Consider the following 26,515-nt stretch of genomic DNA (forward strand, 5'->3'; position numbering starts at 1 on the left):
GCCTAACTTAATTTTAGTAATACTTATTTATTTGTTGCTCCATAAATCTGGGACTTAGAGAAATTTAAATTTCATCAAAACTATTGCTCAAACCTTTGAGCATTTAGCAAAATTTAAATTTAATGACTCCCACATGATTCTCTTACAATTAACTCAGTATTAAAGTAAAACTCCTCTTTTTTCATATTTATATCTTTCATGTTTTCCAATAATATATCTACAGCTTTTTCTCCTATTTCTTCAACAGGAAAGTCAATTGCAGTAAGAGGTACCTTAAATAGATCAAAATCATTTTTATGACCATAACTAACAACCGCCATATCTGTTGGAACTTTAATATTCATTTTATTTAAAGCCCTAATTCCATCTGCTGCTAAGAACTGTGTAGAAAAAATTAAACCTTCAACACCAATAGATTTTGAGAGCATAATTTTTATAATTCTTTCCATATCATTATCAGTATGATTATACTCCAATTGTTGAATAAAGCCTTTTTTAACTTCACACCCATTTCGTTTCATAGTTTCTTCATAGCTATTCAATCGTTCATTGAGCGTTAATAAATCCATATTAAGCGAAACAAATCCTATTTTTTTTCTACCCATATTAATTAAATGCTCTACCAGCATGGTAATACCTCCTATATTATTTAAACCCACAAAATTGGTTGAAATATCAGGGTACTTTCTGTCTATGAGTACCATAGGGAATTTATTTTGAGTAAGCCGCAAAATGTCCTTTTCATTTTTTTGACTTGATGCTATTATTAAACCATCTACATTACGATCCAGCATTGATTGTATACTTTTCTCTTCTCTTTCTTTATCCTCACCTGTACTACTAAAAACAACTTCATAACCTGATTGCATTGCTTTTTTTTCTATGCTCCTTGTAATTCTTGCAAAAAAGAAATCTGCAATATTAGGTAAAACAAAACCTATCATATTACTTTTACCCACAATGAGACTTCTAGCTAGTGGATTAGGCTTATAATTGTGTGCTTTAGCATACTCCTCAATCATTTGCTGAGTGTTTATACTAATTCTTTTTTCATCACCCCTTCCGTTTAGCACATAGGAAATTGTAGATTTTGAAACCTTTAGCGCTGTTGATATTTCTTGTAATGATATTGTTTTCATTTTTTCAAAATAGGCACAAACGTTTGAGCAAATCAGTCGAAACTAAAAGTTTTTTTTTTGCCTTAACTTATTTTTTAGACAAACAACATTGTTTAAACCCTCAACAGCTTTAAAAGTTAATCATTTCTAATTATTAATGGTGTTACAACAATGTTTCTATATTCTACAGGAGTATGGTCACCTTGAAGCATAAATGGTCCTGGCTCTAACTCGTTACTATTAATTGCTCCTCCTGTAATAGCTGGAATTCTCTGATCATTAATAATTATTTTACCATTAGCCTTGACAGTTACTCTCCTTCCTATTAATGTAATATCATAACGTTGCCATTCACTAGGTTCTAAAGCGACCATTTCATTAGGCTCTAAAAAACCAAAAATACTACCAAATTGATCATTTGCTGGAATCTTTCCCTTACTATCGGCAATTTGCACCTCGTATCTTCCTCTCAAGTATACGCCACTATTTCCATGTTTGGGATACCTAAACTCTATGTGTAACTTGAAATCCATAAATTCTTGAATAGAAATAAGGTTTGACCCTAGTTTTGGGCTTTTCAAAACTCCAGATTCAACAATCCATTGATTCACCCCCATGGGTTTCCATCCGTTTAAATCTTTACCGTTAAAAAGCACAATAGGTTTACCCCAAACGGGATTCTTTACATATGGCAGTTCAGGCGCCCTAATTCCTGATAATTTACAAAGCTTACCATCTGGATAATAAATTTCGCCTTCTAGTTTGTCTTCACTAATATTACCTTTTACCATGAGAATATCTTCTTCCATCGCCCAAGGTAAAGAAAAGCTAAAGAAATTATCATTGACATCAATTTTTGAAATAGGCCTAGGGTACCCTCCTATATGCAAAAATGAGCCTACCATAAAACTGTTCCAAGTCTTTATCTCTAGCCAAGAGGCATAATTATTATCCTTTTCGTGAATTGTTAAATTCCATCTACCTTCAATTGACTTTGCATTTTCTTGAGCAATTATCGAAATTGGAATTACAAATAACCATATAATGGTCAATTTAAATTTGATAGTTAAATTGACTTTCATTAATTTAAATTTATGAATTAATTATTTTTTGATTTTTATCTAATTAAGATAAAAAAAAAGATATTATTTTACAATGTAGTACTAACTAGCCACAAGAAATGTAATCATCATCTTTAACGGTAATAATGAAATTACACCATCATTTAACTAATTTTAAATTTAGATAAAAGGATTCTTTATGATTAATTTATTTCGACAAACAACTCTTTAAATAACCCGAATAACTTCACTCAATTTTTTTTATCTAAATCCATATACGATTCATTGCTTTTTTGCTTTTTTTCTATATATTTGAAAAACTAAACCGATTTAGTTAAACGTTGTATTTGAAAACTAAACCGATTTAGCACAATGTGAACTTAAAAAAAATAAGAATTTATGAGATTTATCTTCATTATTTTTCTCAGTCTAACCTTTAGCGTCAATGCTAATCATTTTGATAACAATCCTTCTCTTTCTTTCCATGAAGGCAACAGCAATAGTCATATTCAAGAGCTTAACACTAATTATAAACTCTATAATATTTGTAAAAATGATTTTGAAGGCTATTACAAGCCTTTAAGTGGCAGGCATTTTTCTGCTTATGGCTGTATACAAGAAGGACTCTACAATTCGCTTTTTACAAGGTCTAACAGTAACGATGAACCTATCGCATTTCTTACCAGTAAAGTACCTGTAGATTATAACAAAGAAACAGCTACTTTTTTCATGATAAGCAACCTATCCTTGAAGCATAGAGACCATTTTAATGTCCGTGTTAACAATGAATTTCTTCTCACATTTAAGGCTAACAAGAATGGTGTTTTAGAAGTAACCAATAATGTACCCAAAAGCCAAATTGAATTCGTATTAGTGAAACGTGATGGCAATGGTGACGGTTATGGAGCCATGAGACTAACAGTACCCACTTCTTTTTTGAAGAAGGGCGAATCTGCAAAAATTAGTATAGAGGGTCACAGGAAAAATGATAATGCTTGGGCTATGATTTTTATGGCTAATGATGCTGTAGAGCATATTACCAAATTAGTTCTTAATGGGGCGTCTTTTGATATTAAAGAAAAAGATGGTCTACTTTTTGTAGACGCCCCAACACATTTTGCTGGAAAAAAAGTATATCTAACCAGTGATGGTATTAAAAGTCAACCCAAGATATTTGAAGCCATTGGTGAACTTGCAAAAACTTCCTTTAAAATTCCAGCTCCTAAAACCAGTTTTTCAATTACTTATGGAGATGAAAGCATGACTATAGAATTTGAAAATAATGATGGTACCATCACAACAACCGATATTCAGGGGTCCTATCTTTTACACCATAATTGCAACTATAAAAATGAGTGGCGAGCTACTTTAACAAAACTCTACAGACCAGAGTTTTACGATACATATGACAACTTTTTTGATAAAACCTACGAAAACGGGCAAGTATCCATCATGAACTCCAGCCACCAAGATATTGCTTGGGTAGACAGGCCAGAAGTGTGTATTATCTTAAGAGACACCATGCTGTTAACACCTGTTATAAGAGATGCATTTATTAGAGATGATTATGGGTTTGATATAGAAGATGGTCTGATGCTAAGAGAATACTTAAACCGAAATCCAGATTCAAAAGACAAAATAACCACGCTTTTAAATAAGCAACTTATATCGGTTGGAGCCTCATACAACTGCCCGTATGAAGATATGTACGATGCCGAAGACCAAGTGCGCCAATTATATCTAGGTAAAAAATGGGTAAAAAAGACATTTGGTGGTTACGATTCTAAAGTGTATTGGAATGTTGATGTACCAGGAAAAACCTTGCAATTACCACAAATACTGAAAAAAGCGGGTGTAGACTATATGGTTATTAGCCGTCATGCACGTGGTATGTTTCACTGGGCAAGTCCTGATGGTAGTTCTGTTTTTGCCTATTCTCCCGGACATTACGGTGTTGATGAAACCATGCTAAGACGCGGAGAACTAAAAGACAAAATAAAATACGGTGCAGAACAAATTATGTTCTGGGAACAAAACTTTGATACAGATAAAGTACAAACTCCACTACTCTCTAGCCAAGACATGTTACCCGCTATTGATTATTCTGACTATATCGAGGCTTGGAATTCATTTGAATCGATAAAAAACGAGGACGGCGAAACTCAAGACATCCATTTACCACCAATGGAATTAATGACGGTTGATGAGTACATGCCACTTGCCGAGAAACACGCCACCAAAGTAGATACTATTATTGGAGAACGCCCCAATGTATGGGTATATATCCATGGCGCAGGCCACCATGAAGCCTTAACCGCTAGTAGGGAAGGCTCAAAATTATTACCAGGCGCAGAAAAATTCCTAGCTATTGCCAATAAATTAGACCCTGCTAAAATGCCTTATCCTTTTGAAGAATTTGATGAAGCGTGGCAAGCCAAAATATATCCGGACCATGGTTGGGGTGGTCATGATGGCAACGTCACTGACAACCTGTTTAAGGCTAATTTGGTGAAATCTAGAGTTATGGGGCAAAAGCTTTTAGATAGGGGTATTCATTTCATTGCTTCCAAAATAAAGAAAAACGAAAAGTTAGGTATGCCCTTGGTTTTATTCAATAGTTTGTCATGGGATAGAATGGATCCTGTAACAACTAAAGTTCAATTTATAAAAGGTTCCTTTTTTAATGTTGGTGTAGTCACTTCAAAAAAAGAGCAAATTCATTCTCAAATAAGCAACCCAGAATATTATTCAGATGGCAGTCTTAAAAGTGCAGACATCACTTTTATAGCTACTGTACCATCGATAGGCTATGCTACATATTACCTTCAGAATAACGTTAATTCAAAAGGCACTACTAAAATTACCAGCAATACAAACCAATACGAAAACTCTTTTTACAAAATTGATTTTGAAGACGGTGGTATTGCACAGGTTTATGATAAAGAATTAAAAAAGAATCTTTTTAAAAATGACACGTTTAAAGCAGGAGAAATATTTACTATGGAATCTGTTGGTACCGGAGCTGGCGAGTTCTCGGATGTGCAACAACCCACCATGAAAGATTTTGACCATGTGAGCAAACACAATCCAAAATGGGAAGTTTTAGAAAATGGTCCTATATATACAAAGTATAGAGTAGAGCAACAAATAAAACATGCCATTGTAAGACAAGACATTACCTTGTACCACAATTTAAAACGCATCTATTTTAATAACAGTTTAAGAAATTGGGATGGTAAATTGTACCGGGAATTTAGAACCGCATTCCCCATCAATATGGATAACCCAGAGGTAGCTCATGAAGTCCCTTTTGGAAAGGTAAGGGTTGGGATAGACGAAATTGAAACAGCCGGAGATTTTTACACACCCCTTTGTAAAAATGTTCGCCCTAGAGGTATTATAGACTGGATTTCGGCTACTGACGATGACATGACCGTAACCTTAAGCTCCTCTGTTTCAACAGCCGATTGGAAAGACCCCACTGGGCAAACCGACACCACAATTTTACAGAATTTATTGTTGGCAAGTAGAAGGTCTTGCCATTGGGAGGGTAACGAATATTCACAGGGAGGCGACCATTTTTATCATAATGTATTAACTTCTACAATTAAGGGTAGTGTTGAAGGCCAGAAAGTAGCCAAACAAGAAAATGAACCCATTCAAGTGGTTGTAAACCCCATTACAACATCGAAGCCCTATTTATCTGAGAACTTGAGTTTCTTTTCCATAGATTCTGATAACATCATCATTACCACCATTAAAAACGCAGAAGATACGGATGATGTTATTGCCCGCATGTACAATTTGAAAGATAGCAAAGAAACCGTAAACATAGCTTCTTACTTTGATATTGAGGGGTATAAACATACCAATATCATAGAGGAGGATGCAAAACCTACAATCCCAAATTTAGAAATCGGCAAATACGCCATCGAAACCTTTAGTCTAGAAATTAAAAAAGAATAAAAATGACGCTTAAGAATCAAAAAGTAATGCAATATCTGTTTTTAAAATTAAGCATTGTACTGGTAACATGCTTATCCTATGCTAACACATTACCAAACATAACATATCATGGTGGCGGTACAAGTATAAGTCACATTCAAGAGCTAAACACCAATTACCACTTACATCAAATATGCAAAGATGATATTGAAGGCTACAAAGAAATGCTTTCTGGCTCAGAATTTTTCCTATATCCTTCGCTCAGAGAAGATATGAATGTTTCCATGATTGCAAGGGCTACAACTGGCAAAATGGGCTTTGAATTTCTAACAGGCGAAGTACCTAAAAACTATAATAAGGATATAGTTAACTTCTTTTTTCTAAGCGACATCGACTTTAATTTAAGAGAATCCTTTGATGTTTTTGTAAACGACCAACACTTGCTCACCTTCAATTCTAACAAAAATGGTACCTTGTCTGTTACCGAAAATCCGGGTAATGGTAATGCTGAATACATTTTGGTTAGGCGTGATGCCAATGGGGATGGTCTCGGGGCTTTTAGGCTATCGGTCCCTACTTACAAAATCACAAAAGGAGAAAGTGCCAAAATTAAAGTGATAGGTCGCAAAAAAAATTCTAATTGTTGGTTTATGATTTTTAAAGGAACCGATGTAGTTGAGCGCATCAACAAATCGGTTACAGAAGAAATGGCCTTTAGCATCAAACAGAAAGATAATATGCTGTATGTAGATGCGCCTGCTCATTTTGCTGGTAAATCCATTCAATTAATTTCTGATGGAAAAAAGAGTCAACTAAAAACTTTTAAAGGCCAAGGAGAACTAGCAAAAGCATCTTTTGAAATTAGCGCCCCCAAACATAATTTTGAGGTCATTTACAACAATGAAACTATAAACATAACTTTTGAAAAAGGTGATGGCTCTGGCATGAAAACCGACATCGTTGGTCCTTTTATATATCATCATATGACCAACTATAACCCCTACTGGACTGCCTCTTTAGCCAAACTTTACAAGCCTGAATTCTTTGATACTTACGATGATTTTTTCGATAAGAAGTATGAAACTGGACTAGTATCCATAATGAATTCAAGCCACCAAGATATTGCTTGGGTAGACAGACCAGCGGTATGCATTATTTTAAGAGACACCCTACTTCTGGCTCCAGTACTTAAAGACGCATTTATTCGCGACGATTATGGTTTTGATATTGAAGATGGCTTAATGTTACGCGAATACATAGACCGCCACCCGGGATCTGAAGCTCAAATTACAGAATTATTAAATAGAAAATTGGTATCTGTTGGCGCCACTTATAACTGTCCTTATGAAGACATGTACGACGCCGAAGACCAAGTACGCCAATTGTACCTGGGTAAAAAATGGGTAAAAAAGACCTTTGGTGGTTACGACTCCAAAGTGTACTGGAATGTAGACGTACCAGGAAAAACGCTGCAGTACCCTCAAATACTTAAAAAAGCAGGTGTAGATTATATGGTTATTAGCAGACATGCTAAAGGCTTGTTCCATTGGGCAAGTCCTGATGGCAGTTCGGTGTTTACCTACTCCCCTGGCCACTACGGAAACGATTTACTATACCTCTCAAGAGATATGAACAGCAAAATGAAATACGGCGCGGAGCAAATATTGTGGTGGGAAAACAGTTTTGAAGACGGTAAAATACACACCCCGCTTTTGTCTAGCCAAGACATGTTGCCAGCCATTGATTATTCAGACTACATTGATACATGGAACACTTTTGAAAAAGTAAAAGATAGTGACAGAAAAGAGATTGAAGTGAATTTACCTAAAATGGAACTCATGACGGTTGACGAATACTTGCCTTTAGCCGAAAAACATGCCACAAAAGTAGATACTATTATGGGCGAGCGCCCCAATGTATGGGTTTATATTCACGGGCCTGGGCATCATGATGCCCTTACTGCAAGTAGAGAGGGTTCCAAATTACTGCCAGCAGCAGAAAAATTTCTATCCATCGCCAATAAACTAGACCCTGTTAAAGCGCCTTATCCGTTTGGAGCTTTTGATGAAGCTTGGCAAGCCAAGATTTATCCAGACCACGGCTGGGGTGGACATGATGGCGACGTTACCGATAATTTGTTTAAAGAAAATCTGGTGAAATCCAGAACCATGGGACAAAACCTTTTAAATGAAGGTTTAGATCTCATTGCTTCTAAAATCAAGAAAAATGAAAGAATAGGAGTACCTATTGTGCTTTTTAATAGTTTATCTTGGGAACGTACAGACCCAGTAACCACCAGCCTGCAATTTCCAAAGGGTTTTAAAAACGGTATCACTATAGTAAATAAAGACAAAAAAGAAATACCATCGCAAATTACCAATGCCAAATATCACGATGATGGAAGTCTAAAAAGTGCTGATGTTACTTTTATCGCTGAAAATATTCCATCGATAGGTTACGCCACGTATTATGTGCAAAACAAAAAAACAACCTTTGCCAACAATACCGATGCAACAAAAAGTGCTTACGAAAACCCTTATTATCGCATCAACTTTGAAAAAGGTGGTATGACCTCCGTTTTCGATAAAGAATTGAACAAAGAACTGTTCGATAATAGCGTATTTAAAACAGGCGATGTATTCACGATGCAGTCTATTGGTAATGGCGCGGGAGAGTTTGGAGATGTACAGCAACCCACTATGGTGGATTATGACCAAGTGAGTATACACAATACCGATTGGGAAGTTTTAGAAAACGGCCCTGTATATACCAAATATAGAGTAGAGCAACAAATAAAACACGCCATTGTTAGGCAAGACATCACATTGTACCACAACTTAAAACGCGTGTATTTTAACACCAGTTTACGCAATTGGTCTGGGGAACTCTATAGAGAGTTTAGAACCGCTTTCCCTGTGAACATGGACAATCCTGAAATAGCCCATGAGGTGCCTTTTGGTACTGTAAAAGTTGGCAAAGATGAAATAGAAACCGCTGGAGAACGCTATACCCCATTGTGTAAAGATGTGCACCCAAGAGCTATCATCGATTGGATTTCGGCTACTGATAATGAAGTTTCTATTACATTAAGTTCCTCTGTGGCTGCTGCCGACTGGATAGACCCAACTGGAAAAACCGATAGCAATATTTTACAACACGTATTATTAGCAAGCAGAACATCATGTCATTGGGAAGGTAATGAATATTCACAGGGTGGAAACCACGATTTTCATAATGTGCTCACCTCAACTAAAGCAGGTAGTGTGTTAGGGCAAAAAATAGCGAAACAAAAAAACGAGCCTATTCAAGTGGTGGTGAATCCGATAACCGCATCAAAACCTTATTTATCTGAAAAATTAAGTTTCTTCTCTATTGATGCTGAAAATATCATTATCACAACCATTAAAAAGGCAGAAGATTCTGAAGATTTTATAGCTAGAATGTATAATGTGGAGGGTAGTACAGAAACCGTAAATGTATCATCTTATTTTGATATTAAATCGTACCATCATACCAATATTATTGAAGAAAACCCTGTACCCATTGCACCTCAATTAGAAATTGGCAAGTATGCGATAGAAACTTATAGTTTAAAAACAGATTAATAACCCTTAGTATTTTCCAAGAACAAAGTCGGCTATCTCATTTTTAGGATGGCCGGCTTTATTTTATGTCAGTTATTTTTAACTTTAACTGAATTTAATTACGAAATGAAAGCATCCTTCTATAAAATCCTGTTCGATGAGGAAACTCCATTTAGGTGCACCTATATAGACCAAGCTGATTTTGATATGCCTTGGCATTTTCATCCTGAGTTAGAATTAACATTAATCTTAGAAAGTGAAGGTGTTCGCTACATTGGTGACCATACCTCCAGATATAAAGCTGGCGATTTAGTTTTAATTGGCTCTAATTTACCACATAGGTGGGTAAATGATAGTTCAAAGCCTTCTTTAGAGCATAAAGATTTGGATAGAAGCATACGGATTACGCTTCAATTTCCGCCAGACCTCATGCTCACTATGTTCAAAAAAGCCCAAGAACTACAACCACTCTTACAGCTGTTTGAATTGGCAGAAAGAGGTATTACATTTTCACCTAAAACCAGTGCAAAAATTAAACCCCTTTTTTTAGATATTAATGATAAAAATGGACTAAGAAAATGGATATCGGTATTCAATTTACTCTTTGAATTAACCGAAGCTAAAGATTTCAAACTCCTAGCAAGCCCTGGTTATTTACCACAATTAACAAGCAAAGACCATGGCCTTTTAAACAAGATTTTTAGTTACATTGAAACTAATTTTAAAGACAAAATCACCTTACAGGAAATCGCAGATATAGCCTGTTTAACAAGACCTTCCTTCTGCCGATTATTCAAACAAAAAACAGGAAAAACATTTTTTGACTTCTTAAACGAATACCGTATTAATTATGCAAAACGTCTCCTTCTAGAAACTAAAAGAGAGTCTATAAATACGATTGCGCTACATGCTGGCTTTCCTACCATTCAACACTTCAATAAAAAGTTTAAAGCATTAAACAACGGACTTACGCCAAGGCAATTTTTAAAAGTAAATACACAGGTAAATAAATAAACCAAAAAACTATAAAGTTAATATTGACTCATTATTAGCAATTTTTATATCACAATGATATCAATATTACACTTAATTTTACATGGAATAACATTTATTATTCAGATTATTAAAAACCACTAAACTATTGCTTCCCATAAATTAAGACTTTTGAATGCCCTTTTGGTTCATTCATCTGCTTTATTAAAAAGTGATATGTTTTGTCTGGGTTTTTAAATCAACAATACCAGTATTCACATTTTAAAAAATTATGAGAAATTTTATAATCCTAGTAGCTTTAATTTGTGGCCTTTCATTAAGTGCTCAAAACTCAAAAATTGAAATCACAGATGTAAAACCCACGCCATTCTTTCCTAAAGTTAAAAATGGACAAGTTCTAAGACAATTAGTAAAACTTAGTATTGAAAACAAATCAACAGAAACCCCAATAAAGTTAAAAGTTGAGATGGGGGGCTTAGAAACCTATTATCAAGATTTAGGTACTTTGGCAAAAGGTAGCTCGGTACATGATATTATAATTGCCGATGTGAGCGAAGCAACTAAAGTTATCCTAGAACTTTCAAATAGTAGAGGCCAAATGGTAGCACAAAAAACGCTTACGTGGCTTCCTCAAAAAAAATGGAAGGTCTATTATGCGGCCGTTTCCCATCAGGATTTAGGTTTTATAACCTACTATCAAAACATTAGAAAAGCCGTACGTGAAGCAGGCATTGATACAGCACTAGACTTTTGCAGACAAACCGATGATTGGGATGAAAACAACCAATTTAGATGGAACATAGAAACCAGTGAACCACTAATTCGTTGGATTTCTAAGCAGACACCCGAAAGGATTAAAGAATTTGAACTAAGGGTGAACGAAGGGAGAATAGGCTTTTCTGCCAACCATAACACCATATCTTCACAAATGGTGGGTTATGAAATGTTGGCACGTAGCTTCTACACCCCAAACCGCTATGTTATTGATAAATTGAACGTTGAACCTTCAAAACTTGCCCTTATAAATGATGTTACAGGAATAACCCGCTCTTGGCCATTATACTTAAAAGAATCAGATATATCATATTTCATGCATGGGAGTAACCACCCAAATTGTCTATATGACATGTTTGACAAACCAGCCTTTAAGTGGATAAGTCCAGATGGTGATACCGATAATGTCCCCATTTGTAGATCAGACTCTTACTACTCGCCCAACAAAGTAGCTACTTGGGATATGGAAGGTGTATCATATCTTATCAATCGGCATGTGGATTTAGATTGGCAGTACGACTGTATTTTGGCATACGATAGTCATGATTTCTCTGTGCCAACCTTAGAAAATGCCACCAACATAAAAGCATGGAATGCTAAATATGAATACCCAAAATTTAGATGCTCGCTCGTTAGTTCTTATTTCGAAGATTTAGAATCTCAAATAAACGAGGGAGCGACAATAGAGGAAACCTCCAAAGATGCGCCAGATAGCTGGAACGACCAAGAAATTATAGATGCAGACCTTTTAGCCAAGGCAAGACGAGCTAACTACGAAATACCTACTACAGAAAAAATAGCAACCATGGCGATGAATACCAGTGGCGGCTACCCAGAAAAGGATATTTTTCAGGCTTATAACCGTATTATTATGTATCATGAACACACCAATGGATGCTATGACGGAGGTAATCATAAATACTATGAAACCGAAAATGCCATGCATGAGACGTTGGTTGACGAGGCTATTGCATACAACGAAAATGCACTTCAAACATCGCTTAAAAAATTGGGTTCTGAAATAAAAACCAAATCAGACGCCATTGTTATTTATAATAGCTTAAACTGGAAACGAAACGATGTGGTTTACCTTAACAAGGATGAAATTCCATTTAAGTACTTTAACATTATCGACCCAGATACCAATAAGCCTATAAAAGTTCAAGAATTGACCAACGGTAAATTGGTGTTTTATGCCAAGGATATTCCAGCCATGGGTTATAAAACTTTTGCTCTTAAAGAAGTTAAAAAGCCAACTTTCAACACCTCGATATTTAGTGGTAGATCTTCGTTAGAAAATGATTTTTACAAGATATCCGTGGATACCAAAAAAAACTTGATATCGGATGTTATAGACAAAGAATTAAACAAAAATATTGTTGATAAAAATGCTCCCTACGCTCTGGGTGAATACATTCATTACGATCATTTTAGTAGAGACTGGAAGAAAGCAACCTTTACAGACATTAAAGTATATGAAGGAGACATGATGGACGAAATCCATATAATTCAAGACGCCTACCTTACCGATAAGGTAGAGCTTATTGTTTACGTACACCATAACCAAAAGAAACTTGATTTTGATTTGGAAGTCAATAAATTATCTAATGGAGAAGCTTTAATTTCCGGTTGGAACAGATACTTGAAAGAAGCTTCATTTTGTGCAATACCTGTAAAAGTGCCTATTTATCAGCACCATCATGAGTTAGCGGGCGGGGTAACCCAACCAGGAAACAAAGACCTACAATTCGAATCGGCAGAGTCGTCATTTTATGCCATACAACATTTTGCCGATGCTTCCAACGAAGATTTCGGGGTAACCCTATCAACAATAGAAACTAATTTGGTAAACTACGGTCACCCAAGGCCCGTTTATTGGAACAACGATGGGCGCCGACCAAAAGAGGATATTGTAAAGCCAGAAAACAGTAACATGTTCCTGTTTTTAATGAATAATTTCTTTCAGACCAACGTACAAGTAGACCAACCTGGGTTAAAAAAATATACGTTTTCTATAAACAGTCATAAGGGCAATTGGCAAGAAGGCAACGCACCCACTTTTGGTTGGGAAAGTTCTCACCCTTTAGTATCACAGTACATTCAAAAAAACAAAGAAGCCAACCTTCCTAGTGAGCGAACATTCTTAACCACGGACAAGGACAATGTAGTCTGTACAACCTTAAAAAAAGCAGAAGCTAACGGGGATGGTTTTATTGTTAGATTTTTTGAAATGGAAGGCAAAACCACCAAGGTAAAAGCAACATTCAATTTAAATCAAAACATTAGTAAAGCTTATATTTTGAACCTTATTGAAAAAGACAAAACTGAAATAAATGTAACCAATAATGAAGTTGAGTTTGAAATAAACGGTCACGGTGTTAAAACACTTCGCCTTTTAAATGATTCCAACCTTTCCCACTTAAGTTTAATGGTAAACGCTGAAGCCCTTTCTAATGAAGAAGTTAAAATATCTTGGCAACCAAAAGGAAATATTGATAACCTAAGCCATTATAACGTTTTTAGAAGCTTAGAGGCCTCTTGCGAGCCAAATGCTTTAAATTTTATTGGAACAAGCGAGACTAATGTATATATAGACAAAACCGAACTGAACTATGGTGGCTGGGGGGATAATCGAGTAGAACCTAATACAACTTATTATTACAGGGTTCAGCCCATTGACAAAGCAAACAATCGTGGTAATACCCCTGGGGTTGTAACGTGTAAAACACCCGATAGTGATGCGATGGATTCTAAACCCAATAAAGTCCTTGGTGTTTATAATGTACACGTATCACCTTTGGCACAAGAAGATTATATCAACTTATGGTTTTACACCAATTTAGAAAAAGATGTCGATAAATATAGGATTCATAGAAGCGAAGAACCAAACTTCGTACCAAATAGAGAAAACCTTATTCATGAACTTATACCTTCAAAAGATTCTATTACCTTCCATAAAACTTATAGCACTGCGGAACTGAACCGACAAATGTACGCCGACAAAACAGTAAAAGTTAATAAGCCTTATTATTACAAAGTAGCTGCTGTAGATAACAACAATAATGTTGGGCCCTATTCAGATGCATCTTATGCTTACATGAAACATGTGCCTATTAATATTTCTCACGAATTTGTGGGAAGTAAAACCTTTGAAACCTTTAGACCTAAAACCATCGTTACTATTACCAGTGAAGCATCTGGTTTTGATATGTATTATTACACAGAAGGTAGAAAAATCACAAGCGAACCGAAAAAATATACGGGGCCTTTCGAAATTACAGAAAGAAGTATCATCAACGTAAAAGCCTATAAGGCAAATACAAAAGACTTGGTTTACAGCTACAGAAGGTTTGTTGATGTTAACCAAAACATGAGTCAATCGGATTATAATGATTATTTCAATTCCTTAAAAGCAACCGATGGTAGCTACTACAGTGGTTGGGTTTCCAAACAATACGGAGGTGGCACCAAAGAACAACCCAAAGATGTTTGGCTAGGCTTTAATTTAGACGACGATAGCATTGTTGGAGGTATGACAATGATAGCAGATAGAGGTGAAATTTTCCCAATTCACGATCAATTCCGTCTCTATGCAAGAAACGGAGAAGAATTAACTGAAATTAATTTTGAATCTCTTCCAGACAAGGACATTAGAAACACCTTTCATGTTACGTTTAACCAACCCATTTCTGCCGACGGTATCATGATTTTATTCGAAAAAGATAAATTACCTACAATAAATAATGACGAACAAGATGGTTTGATAAGGTTAAACGAAGTAACCATACTAGATGACAAAAAGAAATCGATTAGAGTAACCGACTTATTACCAATAGAGTAAAAACATATAATATGAAAATTAAATTAGTAGTCTTTAGCGTCTTAACAATTACCGTGCAATCTGTCTTTGGGCAAATAAAACACACCCCTGCAGACCCTGAATATTATGCCATGGATAGGGAAGATATGACTTTTGATGATCAGCAAGTCCTGTTAGTAAACTATCGTGGTTTTATATCACCACGTCAATACAGTGTCACCCAATTTACCAATGTGTGGTTCTTGCCAATTGAATCTACCCGATATCATTTCAATTTGAACTTTTTCGATAAAGGCACTGGCCGTATTATTGAAGATGACGTACCTGTAAAATGGAAATCATGGATTGATGATGGCAAGAGTTATGACCCACTAGGGTCTAATTTCCGTCCCAATTCACCATCCATCATGGTAACCCAAGATGAAACATGGCAACCCAACCAATATGTTAGAACTGCTACGTTCCACAAGAAGTATAACCAAACCTGGGTAAGTTTTTCAGCAAAAAGTTGGACCAATGTGTCTTTTGAAGACGATGAAGTTTTTATCAAACTTCAATTAACCAATCGTAATTCCAAAGCTTTAAACATGACCATCATGCCCAATCAGGTGGCGGAGCACATGGTGTGTCATTTTAAACAGGGTGATACAAAATCGAAGCAAATTGATGCCTTTACCATAGGTAGTGACATGGCACATGCCCGTGTTTCTTCTTCCATAAAGGAAACTACCGACAAAGGGTTTGAGATTAGTATTGCTGCCGGAGAAACCACCACCTATTATTTTGCGGTTAAGTTTTACGAACCTCAAAATGGCGCTCCAGAGGTGTATCAGGCCGACATTAAAGAACGTATGGAACAAGCAGATAAAAAGACGCGTGATATGCTAGCTTGGGCTTACAAACAAATGCCAGTTTTAACCAGTTCTAATAAGCAGCTTCAAGAGTATTATTATCGCTGTCTATTATCGGTAATGATGAGTCGTTACGAAAACCCGAATTATATAACCGATGTATTTTGGGCTGTGGGCACCTGGCCATATACTATTAGTTGGGATAACTCATACGCGTCCGATGTGTTGGCCATGTTAGAGCCAGAAAGCTTAAAAGGTGCTATCATAACCGATTTTGAGCAAGTACAACTCAAAAAAACCTATGTAGGATGGAACGGAGCACATTGGGAAATACTCTACATTCAAGAACCTTTTGCGCTTCAAATTATGATTGAAGCCTATTTACGCCATACAAACGATTACACCATTTTTGATGAAAAGGCCGCTGGTAAAACCGTATGGGAATGGATGCAAGCTTGGGTAGACGAATTACAGAACAACTACACCAATAACTTAGGATTGATTGATGTTGGCTACAATACCGAAAAAATAATCGAAATCCGAACCGATGGTTATAATCATGCGGTACCCATTACCAATACACTTACCATCGATTTGTTATACACTATGGCCGATTGGGCGAAGAAAAGAAAGGAAAGCAAATTGGAAAAGAAATTCTTTAAAGATGCAGAAAAACTAAAATCTTTAGTTGATGAGTACATGTGGAATGAAGAATTGGGCTGGTTTGACAACTACTATCCAGACGGCACCAAAGGTACTATTTGGACTTACCACCTTTTCGATTTATTAGGTACCGATTATTTACCCTCGCACCAAGCCTATAAATTAGTTAGCCATCTGCAAGAAGGCGAGTTTTTAGGAAAATATGGGGTGTATTCCATAGCTAGACGAGATAGCGTGCATTGGGATTTAATTGACTCCGACTGGGGTGGCGGTGGCCAATATGCAGGAATGCCAGGACGAATTTCGAGAAACCTATACCAAAAAGGATTTGCAGGAAAAGGATGGGATGTATTAAAACGTAATATCCGCTATATAGACCATTTTCCATATTTACCGCAAAACCCACGTATTGATGCTCCTGAGGCAGACCGTTCATCAATGCCCTTACAAATTGCGGCCGGAGCTGGAATGGAAGCCATTATTTTTGGAACTTTTGGTATAAACATTCAAGAAAACAGTTTATCCATAAAACCCTATAACCATGAGGATATTGGTACAGCTTTGCTAGAAAATGTACAATGGAACAATGACAGTTACAGCATTCAACTAGAAAGAAAAACATTTTCAATTTACAAAAATGGCCAACTGGAAACTACCAAGTTCTATGGCGAAACCTATTCAATAAAAAAATAATACGCGTAGCGTTTAACACAATTATGGAACGACTTTTAAAAACGGGGCAATGGAAAGATTTACCCATGCGCCCAGGATTCGGATCCTTTATGCACCCAACCGAAGATAAATTAATGCTTATAAAACAGTTGGGCGTAGATGAAATTATCCTGAATATGTACAGGAACAATCTTATCGACACCAATTTTGACAGTCTGCCCCTTCCAGGAGACCACCAATGGGAATATAAAGACCTTCTCATGTTACGTAAAACCGTTGAAAATGCAGGCATCCGGTTTTTAGCCTTGGAAAACATGCCGTTTTCCTTCTATGATAAAATAATGATGGGGCAACCAGGTAGAGAAGAACAGTTAAAACACGTACAAGAAACCATTGCCAATATGGGTGCCGCTGGCATACCAGTATTAGGTTATGGATGGACTCCAACTGGGGTTTGGCGTTCCTCTACCACCTACCCTATTCGTGGTGGCGCACAATCCATGAGTATCGACCTTGATGATTTTAAAAGAGCACCACTGTCTCACGGACGTGTATTTTCAGAAGATGAAATGTGGGATTACTACCAATACTTTCTTGAGGGCGTTTTACCCGTAGCCGAAGAAGCTGGGGTAACTCTAGCACTACATCCCAACGACCCACCCGTACCTTCCTTAGCGGGCGTGCCACAGCTTTTTAGAAGTTTTGAGGCCTATAAAAAAGGAATGTCTATGGTAGAAAGTGAAAACCATGGTTTACAATATTGTTTGGGTAATTTTTCAGCCATGGGCGAAAACCTAGACGAGGTTACAGAATATTTTGCAAAACAAGATAAGCTAGTGTATGTACATTTTCAAACCATATCAAACTCATTAGTAAATAACACCAAATTGAATGAAGTATTTGTAGATATGCCCGGATACTACGACCCCGTAGCGATGCTTAAAAAATTAAAAGACGTTGGGTATAAAGGCATGATTATGCCGGGGCATGTACCCAAAATAATTGGCGATGTTTCTTGGGAAGAACGCGGTAGAGCGTTTACTATTGGTTACATCAAAGGAATCATTGCTTCTTTAAACCATGACAACTAAAATGTTTTAAGACAAATTAAACCACACAATTTTTATCATGAAGAAATTTTCAACCATAGCTATAGTTTTTCTCTTGATTTTATCATGTTCCAAGTCCAAAAATGAAACTAAACAAGACAAAGACCCAAGGCTTGAATTAGCTGAGACTATTCTAGCAGATAAACGCCTAGATAAAGTATTGGCTATGGCAGAACAAACCTTGCAACCAAAAGATGGCAACTTTAATGCAGGCAGTAATTATCCAGAAACATGGATACGTGATTTTTCCACATTTGTTGAAGTTGCCCTTGAGGTAAATTCAAAAGAAATGATTAAAGAAAGAATCTTATTATTTTTTGATTTCCAAGGTACAGATGGCAATATTGTTGATGGCTATACAGATATAGCTACAGAGGCTGGATATGATTATATTTTTTCGGAAACAGCACCTAAATACAAGGCGCATAAGAATACTGTTGAAACCGACCAAGAATCATCTTTAATATTGGCCATAGCAAGATATATCAATGCTACTGGCGATAAAGATATACTAAACCTTAGCAAAAACGGAAAAACAGTTCTGGAGCGTTGCGAAATGGCTCTTATGTTTTTAAAAGAACACATGTATTCTGAAAAATACAATCTGCTTTTTGGTGCTACCACGGTAGATTGGACAGATGTGCAACCAGAAAGCCCGTGGGGTGTTTTTATTACCAAAGACACACATTGGTGTGTGGATGTGTACGACAATGCCATTTATGTAATTGCTATTAACGAATTTTTGCAATGGGTAAAAGATGACACAGAAAAATACAACTTCTGGAATACAGAAAAAGCATCAATAAAAGCTAACGTTAGAAAGCATCTTTGGGATGAAAAGCTCCAAAAATTTGTACCGCATAGATACCTTAAAGATTCTCCTTTTACTGGATTTGATGAAGATGAAATTTTCTATTTGGGAGGCACTGTTTACGGTATTATGGCAGGTTTCTTAACAGAGGAAGAAATAGAAATTAGTTACAAGAAAATGCTAGCCATTAAAAATCTTACGGGAGCAATGACAGTAGCCGTTATAAATTACCCACCATATCCTAAAGGTAGTTTTTTAAACCCAGGTGTAGACCCTTATGTGTATGTAAATTCGGCCGATTGGACCTGGTGGGGAGGTAGAACCATCGAGGCTATGATAAAAACAGGACATCTAGAATTAGCCTATCAGGAAATAAGTCCGTTTTTAGATAGAGTAATTAAAAACGATGGATTTTACGAATGGTATTCTGCCATAGACCACCAACCACATGGCTCTAATACGTTTCTAGGTGCCGCAGGTGCCTTAGGTAAAGCAATTAAATTAATGAAAGAAGAAATTTCAATTAAACAATGATAAACCATGGACCGGAGAGAATTTTCAAAAAAAGCAGGCTTAGCCACTGGCGGGGCATTAATTATAAACCCAGCTTATGCCATGTTTAACCAAAAAGACAAAGCTTTTGTAAGTAAGCGCCCCCCGGTTAATAAAAGATTATTTACCAGTGAAGCCGTTGAAAAAGTTATTGTGGATGTTAAAAAACAATTAAAAGACCCTAAAACGGCATGGCTTTTCGAAAACTGTTTCCCAAACACCTTAGATACGACTGTTTACTATAAAGAAAAAGATGGCAAACCGTTTACCTACATTATTACAGGAGATATTGATGCCATGTGGCTACGAGACTGTGTTTGCCAAGTATGGCCTTACATGCCCTATCTCAATGAAGATGAAAAATTAAAACGGATGATTGCGGGCTTAATCAATCAAACAGTAAAATCTGTTATTTGGGATCCTTACGCATGTTGTTTTTATGATGATTTTGAGCGGGTTAGCTCTTGGTCTACAGAAAAATACCCAGTAAAGCCAGGTGTACACCACCAAAAATGGGAGATCAATTCATTGTTATTTGTCATCAGGCTATGTGATGCCTATTACAAAATAACCAAAGACACAACACCTTTTGATGATGTATGGGAAGAGGCCATGCTAACTATAGTAAAGACCTTAAAAGAGCAACAGCGATTTCATGGTCCGGGGCCTTATAAACATGCCAGAAACTATGGGGATAACTACGAATATTTTGTAAATCATGGTTATGGTCGCCCAACCAGAAAAAACGGTATGATACATGCCACCCATCGTCAAGATGACCCATGTATTTTACCACTTTATGTACCAGATAACCTTATGGCTATTGTAGAGTTAGAAAATCTAGCTAATATGTTCCGTACTTTCAAAAACAATGAAGAAGGCGCTAGGTCCTGCGAAGTTATGAGAAAACAAATCATGGCTGGTGTAGAAAAAGATGCTATCATTGAACATGAAATATTTGGAAAAATATTTGCATTTGAAGTAGACGGTTACGGAGGCAGAATTCTTGAAGAAGAATCTACCGTTCCCAACTTAATGAACTTGCCCTATATAGGCTATTGCGATATTGATTATCCTATTTATAAAAACACCAGAAAATGGCTTTTAAGTGAATGGAACCCACAATATATTAAAGGAGAATGGACGGAAGGTATCGGTAGTACGCACTATCCACAACCGCCTCAAAGAATTTGGCCATTAAGTACAATTTCAAGAGCATTAACCACCGAGGATGACGATGAAATTAAATTCTGTCTGAATCAGCTAAGAAATACCGATGCAGGAACAGGATTTATCCATGAATCGTATGTAGTTGACAAACCTGAGGAATATACAAGATCATGGTTTGCCTGGGTAAACTCCTTTTATGGAGAGATGATTCTAAAGCTTTTAAAAGAAAAACCTCACTTGTTAACATAAACTGTTACAATAAAGACAAACTATAAAAAATCTAAAAAACAACTAAACTTTTTATTATGAATAAACTTATTCGAGTAATTCTAGTGTTTTTAGCACTGTACTCTTGTACCAATTCTATAAAAGAAACTGAAAAACAAGATAATTCTAAAATACAATTAGCAGAGACTATTCTGGCAGACAAACGTTTAGATTCTGTTCTGGCAAAGGCAAAACAAACCTTAAAACCTGAGGATGGAAGATTTCAAGCCGGACATGCCTACAAGGAAACTTGGATTAGAGACTTTGCAACTTTTATTGAAGTAGCCTTAGAAGTTAATTCACCTGAATTAATTAAAGAAAGAATGTTACTATTCTTTGATTTTCAGGGAGATGATGGCAATATCATTGATGGCTACACAGAGGTTTCAACCGTTGGCGGGTATGATTATAGGCTATCTAAAACAGCACCCGATTTTAAGGGTCACAAAAACACAGTAGAAACAGACCAAGAATCTTCTTTGATTTTAGCCATAGGCAGATATATTAAAGCAACAGGCGATAATGAGATTTTAAATAAAGTCATCAATGGCAAGACCGTGCTTGAACGTTGTGAAATGGCATTGAATTTTTTGAAAACAAAAATGTACTCTGAAAAATATGGTTTAATAATTGGAGCTACTACTATAGACTGGACAGATGTACAACCAGAGAGTGATTGGGGAGTTTACACCACAGAAGACACACACTGGTGTGTAGATGTTTACGATAACGCTATTTATGTACTTGCACTCAATGAATACCTTGAATGGATAAAAGACGATAAGGAAAAATATGATTTATGGCGTGCTGAAAAAGAATCCATAAAAACCAATGTAAGAAAACATCTTTGGGATGAACAAAGAAAGAAAATTATACCGCACAGATATCTGGAAGACTCTCCTTTTAGTGGATTTGATGAAGACGAAATATACTATCTGGGCGGAACCGTCTATGCTATAATGGCTGGTTTTTTAACTGAAGAAGAGATAGCACTAAGTTATCGTAAAATGCTTGCCATCAAAGAATTGTCAGGCGCCATGACTATCGCTGTAATTAACTGGCCTCCTTACCCTCTAGGTAGTTTTTATAAAGGAGCTGGAACAGTTCCCTACAACTACGTTAATTGTGCAGATTGGACCTGGTGGGGTGGTCGCACCATTGAGGCGATGATTGAAACTGGACACCTAGAATTGGCTTATCAAGAAATAAGTCCGTTTCTAGACCGAGTAATTAAGAATGATGGATTTTACGAATGGTACTCCGTAATAGACCATAAGCACTACGGTAACCATCTATTTCTGGGAGCCGCAGGCGCATTAGGAAAGGCTATTAATTTAATGAAAGTCGAGGCTTTACAAATCAAAGAAAACAATGAATAGAAGAATCTTTGCAAAGCAAACAGCACTGGGCACTATGGGACTCGCATTAAGTTCGCAATTTGCTCTTTCGCAAACATCCCTTAAGAATTTTGTATCCAAAAGGCCACCAAAGCAAGAACGGCTATTTACTAGCGAATCTATAGAGCAAGTCATAAAAAAGGTAAAAAAACAATTAAAAGACCCCGAACTGGCATGGTTGTTCGAAAACTGTTTTCCAAATACGCTAGATACAACTGTTTTTTATAAAGAAGAAAACGGCAGACCTTTAACCCACATTATAACAGGCGACATTAATGCCATGTGGCTCAGAGATTCTACATGCCAAGTATGGCCATATATACCATATACCAAAAAAGATAAAAAGCTTAAAAAGATGGTTGCTGGGTTAATCAACTGGCAAGCAGATTGTGTTTTAGTAGACCCTTATGCAAATGCATTTAAAAAAGACATATCTGAAAAAACCCATTGGATTAATGACATAACAGACATGAAGGATGAACTGCATGAACGAAAATGGGAGATAAATTCCTTGCTGTTTGTAATTCGTTTGGCCTACGAATACTGGAAGGTAACTGGCGATACCCAAGTATTTGATGATAACTGGGAAAAAGCCATGGTACTTATTTACGATACGTTGAAAGAACAGCAACGATTTGAAAGTCCCGGACCCTATTCTTTTATGCGTATATCACAGTCGGCAAACGAAGTAGTTGCAAATAATGGATATGGCCGACCTACCCGTAAAATTGGAATGATCCACGCCACACATCGTCAGGATGATGCCTGTGTGTTTCCGCTTTATGTGCCTGATAATCTAATGGCCGTAGTAGAGCTCAAACATCTTGCGGAAATGTTTGAAAACATAAGAAATAATAAAAAGCATGCCCGTTTATGTCTTGAAATGGCCGATCAAGTAGATGAGGCCATAAAAGATTATGCCATCATCAATCATCGTGTCTTTGGAGATATGTATGCTTTTGAAGTAGATGGTTACGGGAGCCATATATTGCTCGAAGAATCAACAGTGCCGAATCTGATGTCTCTGCCTTATGTAGGGGCATGTTCGGTGGAAGACTTTGTATATCAAAATACAAGAAAGTGGTTGTTAAGCGACTGGAATCCAAAATTTGTAAGAGGTAAGCGCGATGAAGGGATTGGGAGTACACATTATGCTGAACCTCCTAAAATGATTTGGCCGTTAAGCACAATTTCAAGAGCATTAACCGCCAATAATGAAGATGAAATACTATTTTGTATAGAGCAACTAAAGCGCAGTAATGCTGGCACTGGGTTTATTCACGAATCGTATTTACCAGATAATCCTGATAAATTCACACGCCCTTGGTTTTCATGGGTAAACACTTATTTTGGGGAAATGATATTGATTTTACTTAAAAAGCATCCAGAATTACTAAGTTAGTAATAATAAAAGTACGCCTAATGAGACCACTTCATGTAGCCCTTATAATAACTTTTTTATTTGGTACTTTAGGCTGCAAAAATATATCATCTCGTAAAACGCAAGAGATAAAAAACCATGTACCTTCAATAGATGAAGTTTCAGGAATATGGATGGCCTCAGATACCATGGCCATAGAACCCTCCATTCGTAACTTTAGAGGTCAAGCATTGCTTAATCGCGACTTAACTTCGGTAAGTTGGTTTGTATCTGCACCCTATTCAGGAGGGCACCACACAGGAACTCTAAAGATTAATGGTAAAGTACCAGAAGCATCACACTTTCGTTGGCAACCTTATCAAGCACTACGAAAAGGAACACTAGACGGACTCGAAATACAAAGTTCTACAAGAATGCTCGTTGAAAACAATGCCATCATGTGGGAAATTGAAATAACAAATAATGATAACACAGAAAAGGGTGTAAAAATAGATTTAGATATGATTGGATACATAGACCAATACAAAGATGGTAATTGGAATTGGTGGTACCCCTACCCAGATTGGTCAGGCAAACGTTCTGAACATCGTAATGATGCTTTGGAAGCTATGCGAAAGCATATAACATCAAATGATAAAGATATTGATAAAAACTGGCCCAGCGACAACGAAATTCTAAACACGCCACACTTTAGTGCTCAAAAAGAAGCTCAAAATATTTATATTCAAGGTAAAAATACGCCAGCAATTTCTTCATATACTGTTGTAACAACTGCAGATAGTCTATCGATACATAATAGTGGTGGTGTAGCGCATTGGCAATTAAAATTGGCATCGGGAACCTCTAAAAAAATAAAATACTTTTTATCCTACGGAGACAACATTGACACCATTAAAACCCAAACGAAACATTGGTCTAAAAATTTTGATAAAGAATTTGCATCCGTAAAAACAAAATGGGAAGATAAATGGGAAAATTTATTTAAACCCAATAATGATCTGGTCTCAGGATGTTTTCCTGTATTAGAAACTAATGACGAAAAAGCTAAAAAGGTATACTACACAGGGCCTTTAACCCTACTCTATTTGATGAATACCAACTTACCAGAACACAAGCGTGTGTATTTAACAGGAGGCCCTAGATGGGGTGCCAGCACAACGTTTTACTGGGATATTGCCATATGGTCTGAACTCTGGGCGGTTGTAGACCCGGAAATGATGAAAGAACACATCATGGCATGGACAGACATCAACCCCAATTTACACTACGGTAAAGATAATTTAAGCGGGCATGGTGTAGGCAATGGCTACTCAGCAAACTACTGGTGCCTATTTAGAATAATACGAGCCTATATTACAACCACAGGCGATTACGAGTTTTTAGATAAAAAAATTGCCGGCAAAACTGTAATGGAGCATTTAGAATCTTATGCTTTAAATTGGCAAAACCTTTCGAGTTATGGCAAACAAGGGTATGAAAACGAGCTGTACCAGCTTGCCGATTTTGGTCCAAATCCTTGGAATTTGTTAGAATGTGTACCAACATATGTACACATAGTACCTTCATTCAATATTGGCTATGTATGGATGATGCGAGAAACCTCGGCACTATATAAACAAAAAGGCAATTTAGCTAAAGCGACAGATTTAGCAGAAAGAGCCAATGAAATGACAAAAAAAATCCTGAAACTCTATGCTGGCAAGGGTGTTTGGAATAGCTTATATCCCAACAATAAAACTGTGGAAGTACGCCATGTACTAGATTTTATTTACTTCGGAAAATATTTGGCTAACGATGTAAGTGTAGATATACGAAATGAAATGATGGACTTTCTTAATACCGAATTAAGAACAGATTTATGGATGCGAGCACAGTCTTTAAAAGATATTGCCTCCAAAGATTCCGATAGACCAGACCATGGACCATTAGGAAGTTTTGATGGCTGGGTTCCAGAAGTGATGGATGCCATGACCAATATGGAGTATGCCAATGATGCCCTATCTTTCTATCACGACATAGAACCAGTGACTTTCGAGGGCTGTTGGGCACAAGCAAGAGAACTGTGGGGCGATAATAAATTTACAAAATCTGCCAGGGTTCGCATAGCAGAACGTGGTTGGAATAATCGTGAAAGCTCTTCTGGTATAGGTATATCCCAGGTTATGTTGAAAAATTTCTTTGGGTTTAATCCGCAAATAGATGGTAAAGTGATTCAAAGTTATAATATCTGGCCTTTTAGTAAAAGTGGAACATTACACCACGTTTACTACAAAAACGATTATTATCGCATTGAGTTTAGCAATGATAAACCTGTTATGATTAAAGAAGACCCCTGATGTTAATGTGC

The 26,515-nt window shown here is 36.6% G+C and carries 13 protein-coding genes; 11 read left to right on the forward strand and 2 right to left on the reverse strand.

The features are described 5' to 3' along the window. Nucleotides 1–119: 119 nt before the first annotated feature. Together DFQ02_RS10905 and DFQ02_RS10910 are read right to left on the reverse strand one after the other, a co-directional pair. Nucleotides 120–1,139, reverse strand: coding sequence for a LacI family DNA-binding transcriptional regulator (locus tag DFQ02_RS10905; RefSeq protein WP_116524470.1), 1,020 nt, complete (start codon nucleotides 1,137–1,139; stop codon nucleotides 120–122). 116 nt (nucleotides 1,140–1,255) lie between these two features. After that, nucleotides 1,256–2,200 (reverse strand): 3-keto-disaccharide hydrolase, encoded by a 945-nt coding sequence (locus tag DFQ02_RS10910; RefSeq protein ID WP_116524471.1) that lies wholly within the window; start codon nucleotides 2,198–2,200, stop codon nucleotides 1,256–1,258. Between the two features lie 378 nt (nucleotides 2,201–2,578). On the opposite strand from DFQ02_RS10910, the gene DFQ02_RS10915 reads away from it, so the two are divergent. From DFQ02_RS10915 to DFQ02_RS10965, 11 genes are all read left to right on the forward strand, one after another. Beyond that, on the forward strand, nucleotides 2,579–6,145 hold the full coding sequence (locus tag DFQ02_RS10915; RefSeq protein WP_116524472.1) for a glycoside hydrolase family 38 N-terminal domain-containing protein: 3,567 nt from the start codon (nucleotides 2,579–2,581) through the stop codon (nucleotides 6,143–6,145). A gap of 2 nt (nucleotides 6,146–6,147) precedes the next feature. Further along, the gene (locus DFQ02_RS10920) at nucleotides 6,148–9,729 is read left to right on the forward strand and encodes a glycoside hydrolase family 38 N-terminal domain-containing protein (RefSeq protein WP_116524473.1); all 3,582 of its coding nucleotides are present in this window, start codon (nucleotides 6,148–6,150) and stop codon (nucleotides 9,727–9,729) included. A gap of 105 nt (nucleotides 9,730–9,834) precedes the next feature. Beyond that, nucleotides 9,835–10,722: an AraC family transcriptional regulator gene (locus DFQ02_RS10925; protein ID WP_181896406.1), complete on the forward strand. Its 888-nt coding sequence runs from the start codon at nucleotides 9,835–9,837 to the stop codon at nucleotides 10,720–10,722. 250 nt (nucleotides 10,723–10,972) lie between these two features. Beyond that, nucleotides 10,973–15,316 (forward strand): glycoside hydrolase family 38 N-terminal domain-containing protein, encoded by a 4,344-nt coding sequence (locus tag DFQ02_RS10930; protein WP_116524475.1) that lies wholly within the window; start codon nucleotides 10,973–10,975, stop codon nucleotides 15,314–15,316. 11 nt (nucleotides 15,317–15,327) lie between these two features. Beyond that, the gene (locus DFQ02_RS10935) at nucleotides 15,328–17,502 is read left to right on the forward strand and encodes a glucosidase family protein (RefSeq protein ID WP_147297761.1); all 2,175 of its coding nucleotides are present in this window, start codon (nucleotides 15,328–15,330) and stop codon (nucleotides 17,500–17,502) included. Between the two features lie 23 nt (nucleotides 17,503–17,525). Then, a complete protein-coding gene (locus DFQ02_RS10940) occupies nucleotides 17,526–18,572 on the forward strand; it encodes a mannonate dehydratase (RefSeq protein WP_116524477.1) in 1,047 nt (348 codons plus the stop codon). Nucleotides 18,573–18,609: 37 nt separating this feature from the next. Further along, on the forward strand, nucleotides 18,610–19,935 hold the full coding sequence (locus DFQ02_RS10945) for a glucosidase family protein (protein WP_116524478.1): 1,326 nt from the start codon (nucleotides 18,610–18,612) through the stop codon (nucleotides 19,933–19,935). 6 nt (nucleotides 19,936–19,941) lie between these two features. Further along, nucleotides 19,942–21,372, forward strand: coding sequence for a glycoside hydrolase family 125 protein (locus DFQ02_RS10950; protein WP_116524479.1), 1,431 nt, complete (start codon nucleotides 19,942–19,944; stop codon nucleotides 21,370–21,372). A gap of 56 nt (nucleotides 21,373–21,428) precedes the next feature. Then, a complete protein-coding gene (locus tag DFQ02_RS10955; RefSeq protein WP_116524480.1) occupies nucleotides 21,429–22,769 on the forward strand; it encodes a GH36-type glycosyl hydrolase domain-containing protein in 1,341 nt (446 codons plus the stop codon). Continuing rightward, a complete protein-coding gene (locus DFQ02_RS10960) occupies nucleotides 22,762–24,189 on the forward strand; it encodes a glycoside hydrolase family 125 protein (RefSeq protein WP_116524481.1) in 1,428 nt (475 codons plus the stop codon). Before DFQ02_RS10955 ends, DFQ02_RS10960 begins: the two co-directional genes overlap by 8 nt. A gap of 20 nt (nucleotides 24,190–24,209) precedes the next feature. Then, the gene (locus tag DFQ02_RS10965) at nucleotides 24,210–26,504 is read left to right on the forward strand and encodes a hypothetical protein (RefSeq protein ID WP_116524482.1); all 2,295 of its coding nucleotides are present in this window, start codon (nucleotides 24,210–24,212) and stop codon (nucleotides 26,502–26,504) included. Nucleotides 26,505–26,515: the final 11 nt, after the last annotated feature.

Source organism: Seonamhaeicola aphaedonensis (genome assembly GCF_003386195.1).
GTDB classification, from domain to species: domain Bacteria; phylum Bacteroidota; class Bacteroidia; order Flavobacteriales; family Flavobacteriaceae; genus Seonamhaeicola; species Seonamhaeicola aphaedonensis.